This window comes from Pseudolysinimonas sp. (assembly GCF_031389465.1).
Classification (GTDB): domain Bacteria; phylum Actinomycetota; class Actinomycetes; order Actinomycetales; family Microbacteriaceae; genus Pseudolysinimonas_A.
This window is the reverse complement of the sequence record NZ_JANMSQ010000315.1, coordinates 1-8,497: the sequence shown is the minus strand read 5'-3', so window position 1 is coordinate 8,497 and position 8,497 is coordinate 1. Positions and strand designations below refer to the sequence as shown.

Below are 8,497 nucleotides of genomic sequence, written 5' to 3'. Positions count from 1 at the left end.
CCCACGCGGAGATGCAAGCGTCCGATCTGCGACTGTGGCCATTTCGCTCTCCCCTGCGGCAAGCCTACGTCAAACGGCCAAGCTCGGCCAGTCGCTCGGCTGCGGCCGCACCTGTCCGGCGCTTGCCAGCGTGGGCGCGGGCCGCTCCAATGGCGCCATGACCGAGGACATCCGTGAACGCTCGCGCCGCACGCTGGCGGCCGCCCAGGCGAACTTCGAGGCCGCCCCCTCCCTGGCCGCCAGTCTTCGGTCGCGACGTGTTGCCGGGGTTGAACCCGTGACGGCCATCGAACTCTGGGCGGTCGAGGGGGTGCCCGAGATCCGGCCGGGCGACGACCTCGCGGCGTTGATCGCTGATGCCGTCGGAGAACTGCAGGATGGCGACATCCTCGCGGTCACCTCGAAGATCGTGAGCAAGGCCGAGGGCCGCATCGTGCAGGCTGCCGATCGCGAAGCCGCGATCACCGCCGAGACGGTGCGGGTCGTCGCGACCCGCGGGAACACACGCATCGTCGAGAACGCGTGGGGTCAGATCATGGCCGCTGCGGGGGTCGACGCGAGCAACACCGCTGACGGTACCGTGCTGCTCCTTCCGGTGGATCCCGACGCGTCAGCCCGCGAATTGTGCGCCGCCCTGCGGAAGCGTTTCGGCATCCGTCTCGGTGTCGTGATCACCGACACCTTCGGCCGACCCTGGCGGGAAGGGCAGACGGATGTCGCACTCGGCGCCGCCGGGCTGCGCGTGCTCGACGACCTGCGGGGCACCCGCGACGCCGCCGGGCACGAACTGCATGTCACCCAACCGGCCGTCGGGGACGAGATCGCGGCTGCTGCCGACCTCGTGAAAGGCAAAGCAAACGGCACCCCCGTCGCCGTCGTGCGGGGGTTGGCGCACTACGTCACCGACGAGATCGACTCCGCGGGTGCGCAGCCGCTGGTGCGGAAGGCGGATGCCGATATGTTCCGCATCGGGTCGACGGAAGCTTGGGACGAGGGTTACCGCGCCGGTCTGCAGGCAGCCGACCAGGGCGACTAGATGAGCGAAGGGATCCTGCTGCTGGTCCTCCTGGTGCTCTTCCGTTCCTAACTCTCGGAAAACCGGAGGTTCATCCACGAGACGTCGGTGAAGGGCCGGATTTCGGAGAGTTAGGTACACCGACCGCGAGTGTCAGCGCCCCCGGCCACCGCCGGAGGAGCCGAGCGCTGCGTCGATCTCGGCTTGTCGCTCCCGCACCAAGCGGTCGAATGCCGCCACGGGGAACGGCTGGGCGTCGGTGAACGTGATCCCGCCTTTCGTCGCGGCGAACCCTTCGAGCTCCGAAAGCACAGACGCCACAACCTCGGCGCCTTCTTGCGCACGCAGGCGGTAGCCCATGATGACGGAGACGGTGTCTTCGTCGAGGCTGTGGATGTATTCGGTGTACTCAGTCTCAGGGGATTCGGCCATGACGGCAGATTCCCAGGTGACCCGGAGCGCGCGCACTGGCAGACTGCCGAAGATGAGTGACTATTCCGGATCAGGGACCGGGACCCACGTAGAAACCGCGTCGATGTCGACCGCCGAGTTTCTGTTGGACGCCCGCGCGGTCATCGCCGCGATCGAGACGGTGATCGACGGCAAGCGTGAGGTGATCGAGACCGCCGTCACGGTGTTGCTCGCCGAAGGCCACCTCCTGATGGAAGACGTGCCCGGCGTCGGCAAGACGATGCTGGCCCGGGCGCTCGCCCGCAGCGTCGACTGCAGCGTCAGCCGCATCCAATTCACCCCCGATCTGCTGCCGGCCGACATCACCGGCGTCTCCATCTACAACCAGGCGGAACGCGAGTTCGAGTTCAAGCCGGGCCCGGTGTTCGCGAACATCGTCATCGGCGACGAGATCAACCGCGCCAGCCCGAAGACCCAGAGTGCGCTGCTGGAGAGCATGGAGGAGCGGCAGGTGACGGTGGATGGCGCGTCCTACGCCCTGCCGGAGCCGTTCACCGTCATTGCGACGCAGAACCCGATCGAGATGGAGGGGACGTACGCCCTCCCGGAGGCGCAGCGCGACCGGTTCATGGCGCGCAACTCGATGGGTTACCCCGACCAGGCGGCCGAAGCGGCGATGCTGCGCACCCGCGAATCCGGAAGCCCGCTCGACCGGCTCGCCCCGGTTGTCACCCTCGACCGACTGCGCAAGATGGTCGGCACCGTGCGAGCGGTCTTCGTGAGCCCCGCGGTCGAGCAGTACGCCGTCGCGATCGCCGCGGCCACCCGCGCCGATCGCGAGCTGCGACTCGGCGCGAGCCCGCGCGCAACGCTCCAGCTGGTGCGCGCCAGTAAGGCCCGCGCCGCTCTCGACGGCCGCGACTTCGTGCTTCCGGACGACATCGACGCGCTCGCCGTGCCGGTGCTCGCCCACCGCCTCATCCCGAGCCGGTCGGGCGTCAGCGGCTCCCTCGGCGGGGAGGCGCTCGCCGACATCACCGCACGGATCGTCGCCGCGACGCCGGTTCCGCTCGGCGCGTCCGGCGCGGTCTGAGCCGAGAAGCGAGACGACCCGTGGCCCGACGGAACCCGACGGCGGCTGGTGCCGGGGTGGCCGGCGAAGGCACCCGTGCGCTCCGTCGCACGCGCTCCCTGCGCATCACCTGGCGGGCAGGAACGTCGATCGCGCTCGGGGTGCTGGCGGTGTTCCTCGGCTACGGTCTCGGCCGACGCGAGTACTTCGTCGCCGCCTGCCTCGCCATGCTGTTGCCGCTCATCGGCCTCGCCTTCGTGCGGTTGCGCCGCCCGAAACTCGAGATCTCCCGCCTGTTCTCGCCTCCGGTGGTGGCTGTCGGAGGCGTCGTACAGGTGACCGTCCGGGTGACCAATCTCGGTGCGTCGCCGACCACCCCGCTGGCCTGGGATGACGCCTTGCCCTGGTTCGAGCCGATCGAAACCCGCGAGATCGGGCCGATCGGTCTCGGTCGGCGTCGCCCGTACATCACCAGCTACGACCTCCATCCGCCGCGGCGCGGGCTCTATGCGATCGGTCCGTTCGTCGCCGAGCACGAGGATCCGTTCGGCATGGCGACCGCAACGATCGCCGTCGGCAAACCCGAACGGCTCGTCGTCGTGCCGGCCGTGTCGTCGCTCACCGACGGCGGCCCGAACCTCATCGACGGCGAAGGCGAAGCGCACCTCGTGCAGCGCAAGGTCGCCGGCAACGATGACGATCTGACGACCCGCGAGTACCGCAGGGGCGACGCCCTCCGCCGCGTGCACTGGCGAGCGTCGGCCCGGCACGACCAGTTGATGGTGCGCCAAGAGGAGCATCGCAGCCATCCGGATGCCCGCATCCTCGTCGACACCCGCCGCCGCGGGTATCCCGACGCGTTCAGCGACACCGGGATGTCGTGGTCGGCCGAGTGGGCGAGCGACGCATTCGAATGGGTCGTGAGGATGGTCGGCTCGCTCGGTCTGCACCTCGAGTTGGCGGGCTTCCGCGTCGCCGTCGAAGAGACCGCGCGCGCGCAGATCGAACCGATCGGCGACCGGTGGGAGGGGCGCCGCGCCGAAGGATTCCTGACCAGCCTCGCGGGCGTGCAACTGCTCGACCGCACCGTCGCGGAGCTCGCCGCACTGCCGCCGAGCGAAGGGTCGGGGCCGGTGTTCGCGATTCTCGGCGACCCCGAAGACGCGACCGTCGACTGGCTCATCCGGCGCCGCTCGAAGGGTGAGGCCGGGTACGCATTCCTGGTTCACGCTCGCCCGGTTGTGCTCGAGCGGCTACGGGACGCGGGGTGGGTGTGCGTCGTCTCGCAGTCCATCGACGATCCGGCCGACGCGTGGCGCGGCGCGGCGAATCAGACGGGATACGCTCGTGGCTCCCGCTGACCGCACGCGCACCCTCGCGAACACCCGCACCTGGGCTCGCCTCGGCCTCTTCGCTCTCGCGATGCTGCTCGCCTTCGCCGGCCTCGGCACCCTCATCAGCGGCGTCGCCTGGTGGTTCACGAGCGCCCTCACCGTCGTTCTGCCCGTGCTCGCGGTCGGCGTCGCGACCCAGGTGGGCCGGCGCTCCTGGCAGCCGTTCGCGGCGGGGGCCACCGTCGCCGTCGTCTGCCTCACCTTCGGCTACGCGCGCGACGTCTCGCTGCTCGGCATCATTCCGACCGTCGACACGCTCGACCGCTGGTCGGACCTCGTGAATGCGGGCGTCCGCAGCATCACGACGCAGGGCATCCCCGCCGAGGCGGCCGACGGCATCCTCTTTCTGCTCGCGATTCTCGCGGTCGTGTCGGTCGTGTTCATCGCGCCCGCCCTCGACCGTGTGCCCGCGACGGCGGCGCTGCCGTTGCTCGTGGTGCTCGACATCCCGGTCGCCGTGCGCGGTGATATTGCCGACCCAGTGTGGTTCGTGCTGACGGTGATCGCCTTCCTCGCGCTGCTGCGAATCGGGCGACGCCGGATGCCCGTGGTCGGCGTGGTGGGAACGGCGGCGGCCGTGATCATCGGCGCGCTCGTGCTGCCCGCCGCGTTCCCGCCGGTGCGGGAGGTGGTCAGCGGCGACTCGGGGGTGGGCACCGGACTCAACCCCCTCATCGACCTCGGCGACGACCTGCGCCGCAACGAAACGGTGCCCGCCGTGACCTACGTCACCGACGCACCCGGGGGTCTCTACCTGCGGCTCGCGACCCTCGACGAGTTCAACGGCATCAACTGGGAGCCCGACACCTCGACCGACCCCGACAACGACATCGACGAGTTTCCGCCGCCGCCCGGACTCACTGACGAGATCCCGCGCGCCAGCTACTCGGCGGCGATCGATGTGCAGGATCTCGGCGGGCGTTGGCTGCCGATCCCGTACCCCGCCACCTCGGTGGAGGGAGTCGAGGGCGACTGGCGCTGGGAACCCGACGGGCTCGCGGTGCGCAGCTCCGGGGCGAGTGCCGGCGGCCAGGACTACGAGGTGACGTTCCTCGACATCCAGCCCGACCTCGGCCAGCTCACCGCCGACGCCGCCCCCGACGTGCCCACGCGCTACCTCACCCTGCCCGAGCTGATGCCCGAGATCATCGGGCAGACCGCCGAACAGGTCGCGGGAACCGGCTCGACCTACGAGCGCGCGATCGCGCTGCAGGAGTTCTTCGCCGACGGCGACTTCAGCTATTCGGTCGACGCCCCCGTCGAGGATGGCTACGACGGCAGCGGCGTCGGCGTGATCGAGCGCTTCCTCGTCGCTCGGAGCGGCTACTGCGTGCACTTCGCGTCGGCGATGGCCGTGATGGCGCGAGCGGTCGACATCCCGTCGCGGGTCGTCGTCGGCTTCCAGCCCGGGGAGGCGGAGATCATCGACGACGTGCAGGCATTCCAGGTGAGTTCGGCCGACCTGCACGCCTGGCCCGAGCTGTATTTCGAGGGCATCGGCTGGCTGCGCTTCGAGCCGACCCCCGGCCGCGGTGCGCTTCCCGACTACTCGACCATCGCGGCGATCGACGACCCGACGACCCCCGAATTCGAAGGTGTCAACCCGTCGGCGGTGCCGGTGGACCCCTCGACTGTTGCCCCCGATGTGCCCTTCGAGGAGCCGGTCTTCGAAGGGGGCGTCGTCGAGCAGCAGGACCCCACGCCGATCATCATTGCGGTCGCGCTGTTCGCGCTCGTGCTCCTGCTGGCCCCGGCCGGCCTGCGGGTGGTCATCCGGATCCGACGGATGCGGCGGGTGCGTACCGTCGGGGATGCCGCGGCCGCGTGGGCGGAGGTCCGCGACACCGCGCATGACCATGACTGGGTCGCCCCCGACTCCGAAACCCCGCGACAACTCGCGACGCGCCTCGCGATCGTCGTCGGTCGCGAGGCTGTCTTGCGCTTGCAGGACGGCGTGGAGTCGGCCGCCTACGACCGCCCAGGTTCAGACGTGATGAGCGCTGAGGAGGTCGCCGACCTCCGCCACGCGATCGCCTCCGCCGCCCCCATCGGGGTGCGGTTGCGCGCGATCTTCCTTCCGCCATCCCTGATGGCGCGGGCCGGTTTCGGCAGTCGTCCGCAAGACGACCGCGACCCCGCCTAGCGCTCTCACCGACCACCTGAGCTACCGCAGGGTCACCCGATCGCGAGGAGCGGTTTCTCGGTCAGCGGGTTCGTCGTCCAGGCGGCGCGCACGCCGTAGACGTCGTGGACGAGGTCGGGGGTCAGCGTCGCTGCGGTAGACCCAGACGCGATGACCCGGCCGCCGGCGAGCACCACGACGTAGTCGGCATGTGAGGCGGCGAGGGCGAGGTCGTGCATCGCGGTGAGCACCGTAACCCCGTCGGAGGCGAGGCGGGCCAGCAACCCGAGCACGTCGAGCTGGGCGGCGATGTCGAGGTGGTTCATCGGCTCATCGAGCAGCAGCAACTGCGGTTGCTGCGCGAGGGCGCGGGCGAGTAGCACCCGCTGTCGTTCTCCGCCTGACAGCGACGGCAGTTCGCGGTCGGCGAAGGGCAGGGCGCCGGCATCCGTCAGCGCTTGGGTGACGATCTCGTCCGATGATGGGTCGTGACCGCCGAGGAGGGCCTCGTGCGGGGTGCGACCCAATTCGACAACGGCCCGCCCGGTGAGGGGCAGTTCGGTCGTCGCCTCCTGCTCGACCAGGGCGACGCGGCGGGCGCGGTCGCGGCGACGCATCGCCAACAGGTCGGCGCCGTCGAAATGCACCGTTCCGGATGCCGGCCTCAGTACCCCGGCGACAACCCGCAACAGGGTCGACTTTCCGGCGCCGTTCGGGCCGAGCAGCGCCGTCACCGCGCCGGCGGGAGCCTCGAAGGCGGCGGCATCCACCAGGGCGTTGTCGTCGATGCGCACCGTGACGTCGGCTGCCGAGAGGGTCATGCCTCGCTCCGGCGGCGGGCGAGCAGGATCGCGAACACGGGCGCCCCGATGATCGCGGTGACGATGCCGACCGGAAGTTCACGCGGCTCGAACACCGTGCGGGCGAGGGTGTCGGCCCAGACCAGGAAGACCGCGCCGGTGAGCGCCGAGAGCGGCAACAGCGCGCGGTGTCCCGGGCCGACGAGCAGCCGCACGGCGTGGGGTAGTACCAACCCGACGAATCCGATGGAACCGCTCACGGCGACGAGCGCACCGGTGAGCAGGGCGCCGGCTCCGAGCAGCGTCCAGCGCACGCCCTGCACCGGGATGCCGAGCGACGCCGCTGTCGTGTCGCCGAGGGCGAAGGCATCCAGGATGCGTCCGGTGAGCGTGAGGGGAACGCCGATGACGAGCATGGCGATCCCGGCGATCGCCACGGCCTCCCACCGCGCGCCGGCGAGTGAGCCGAGCAGCCACGACAGCACCTCGCGGTAGGCGTCGCCGGTCGCGACCCAGAAGATCACGAATGACGTGAGGGCGGCGGCGAGCGACGAGACGGCGACGCCGGCGAGCACCGTGCGGGTGGGCGTGATGCGTCCGAATGCCCCGGCGAGGGCGAGGGTCGCGGCGAGGGCGAGCAGCGCTCCGGCGAACGCCGCCACGGGGAGCAGCAACGAGAACCCGAGCAGCAGCACGGTGACGGCGCCGAGCGAGGCGCCCGACGAGATGCCGAGCAGGTACGGGTCGGCGAGCTGGTTGCGGGTGAGCGCCTGCATGATGGCGCCGACCAGGGCGAGGCCGGCGCCGACCGCGGCAGCAGTGAGGATGCGCGGCAGCCGCAACTCCCACACGATCCCGTCGCGCAGCACGCTCAGCGGCGATTCACCGCCGGTGAGGTGAGCCCAGATCGCCCCCCAGACCTCGCCGAACGACAGGTCGGCGGGTCCGATTGCGACGGCGAGCAGAATCGAGAGCACGAGCGTGATCGCCAGCATGACGCCGGCGATCAGGGCTCGCGTTCTCGCTCGGATCACGGCAAATCTAGCTCCGCCAGCTGTTGCGCCACCGACGTCGCCGCCGACACGGAGCGCACCCCGGCCTCGCCCGCCGCGAACGGCAGGATGATGTAGCGCTGCTGCTGTACGGCCGCGAGGGCTGCTGTGGCGGGGTTCGATTCGAGCAGCTCGATCTTCGAGGCCGCGGTGTTCCAGTCGGCATCGATCAGCACGATGACGTCGGGGTCGGCGGCGACGACCGACTCCCAGCCGAAGCTCGACCAGGTCATCGCGATGTCGCCGGCGATGTTGGCCAAGCCCACGGTCTCGAGTACGAGCTGCGGCGCCCCGGTGCCAGCACCGACATACGGGATGTCGGTTCCCGACGAATACCAGAGGGCAGTGAGCCCGCGGTCGTCGGGTTCGATCGCGGCGAGTTCGTCGCTCTGGGCGGCGAGGAGGTCGCTGGCCGGAACGCCGAAGATGTCCGCCGCTTCCTCGATTTCACGGAACACCTCGTCGAACGTGAGCTTCGCGGGGGCACCGGCTGAGCGGCAGGCGGCCGGTTGCACATAGCTGTTGACCCCCAGCGCGAGCAGTTCGCTTCTCTCGCCCGCGGCATCCGCGGCGAACGCCGACTCCCAGCCCGAGTAGACCAGGTCGGGTTCGAGTTCGAGCACCGCCTCTT

At 70.3% G+C, this 8,497-nt stretch carries 8 protein-coding genes; 4 read left to right on the top strand and 4 right to left on the bottom strand.

Annotated features, from left to right (window positions below; translation table 11 throughout):
- The first annotated feature begins 157 nt into the window (after positions 1 to 157).
- Positions 158 to 1,036: a coenzyme F420-0:L-glutamate ligase gene (locus RMO30_RS12185; protein ID WP_309713874.1), complete on the top strand. Its 879-nt coding sequence runs from the start codon at positions 158 to 160 to the stop codon at positions 1,034 to 1,036.
- 132 nt (positions 1,037 to 1,168) lie between these two features.
- On the opposite strand, the gene RMO30_RS12180 is transcribed toward RMO30_RS12185, so the two are convergent.
- On the bottom strand, positions 1,169 to 1,447 hold the full coding sequence (locus RMO30_RS12180; protein WP_309713871.1) for a hypothetical protein: 279 nt from the start codon (positions 1,445 to 1,447) through the stop codon (positions 1,169 to 1,171).
- A gap of 103 nt (positions 1,448 to 1,550) precedes the next feature.
- Here RMO30_RS12180 and RMO30_RS12175 point away from each other — a divergent pair, with 103 nt between their 5' ends.
- Genes RMO30_RS12175 through RMO30_RS12165 form a run of 3 tightly spaced genes read left to right on the top strand, consistent with a single transcriptional unit; the run spans position 1,551 to position 6,035 of the window.
- Positions 1,551 to 2,519, top strand: a complete 969-nt coding sequence (locus RMO30_RS12175) for an AAA family ATPase (protein WP_309713869.1) — start codon at positions 1,551 to 1,553, stop codon at positions 2,517 to 2,519.
- A 20-nt stretch (positions 2,520 to 2,539) separates the two neighbouring features.
- Positions 2,540 to 3,859, top strand: a complete 1,320-nt coding sequence (locus RMO30_RS12170; protein WP_309713866.1) for a DUF58 domain-containing protein — start codon at positions 2,540 to 2,542, stop codon at positions 3,857 to 3,859.
- Complete coding sequence (locus RMO30_RS12165; protein ID WP_309713863.1) at positions 3,846 to 6,035, top strand: DUF3488 and transglutaminase-like domain-containing protein; 2,190 nt, start codon at positions 3,846 to 3,848, stop codon at positions 6,033 to 6,035. Before RMO30_RS12170 ends, RMO30_RS12165 begins: the two co-directional genes overlap by 14 nt.
- Positions 6,036 to 6,067: 32 nt before the next feature.
- Here the strand turns inward: RMO30_RS12165 and RMO30_RS12160 are convergent, their stop codons facing one another.
- From RMO30_RS12160 to RMO30_RS12150, 3 genes are all read right to left on the bottom strand, one after another.
- Complete coding sequence (locus RMO30_RS12160) at positions 6,068 to 6,835, bottom strand: ATP-binding cassette domain-containing protein (protein ID WP_309713860.1); 768 nt, start codon at positions 6,833 to 6,835, stop codon at positions 6,068 to 6,070.
- Positions 6,832 to 7,809, bottom strand: a complete 978-nt coding sequence (locus RMO30_RS12155; protein ID WP_309713857.1) for a putative F420-0 ABC transporter permease subunit — start codon at positions 7,807 to 7,809, stop codon at positions 6,832 to 6,834. Before RMO30_RS12155 ends, RMO30_RS12160 begins: the two co-directional genes overlap by 4 nt.
- 35 nt (positions 7,810 to 7,844) lie before the next feature.
- Positions 7,845 to 8,497 (bottom strand): ABC transporter substrate-binding protein (locus RMO30_RS12150; protein ID WP_309713854.1); only part of this gene is annotated, 653 nt, incomplete at its 5' end.

Excerpts from the sequence above, each read along its gene's own strand:
- RMO30_RS12160 (WP_309713860.1), bottom strand. The coding sequence starts at position 6,835 with ATGACCCTCTCGGCAGCCGACGTCACGGTGCGCATCGACGACAACGCC.
- RMO30_RS12180 (WP_309713871.1), bottom strand. The coding sequence starts at position 1,447 with ATGGCCGAATCCCCTGAGACTGAGTACACCGAATACATCCACAGCCTC.
- RMO30_RS12155 (WP_309713857.1), bottom strand. The coding sequence starts at position 7,809 with ATGCTGGCGATCACGCTCGTGCTCTCGATTCTGCTCGCCGTCGCAATC.
- RMO30_RS12185 (WP_309713874.1), top strand. The coding sequence starts at position 158 with ATGACCGAGGACATCCGTGAACGCTCGCGCCGCACGCTGGCGGCCGCC.
- RMO30_RS12175 (WP_309713869.1), top strand. The coding sequence starts at position 1,551 with ATGTCGACCGCCGAGTTTCTGTTGGACGCCCGCGCGGTCATCGCCGCG.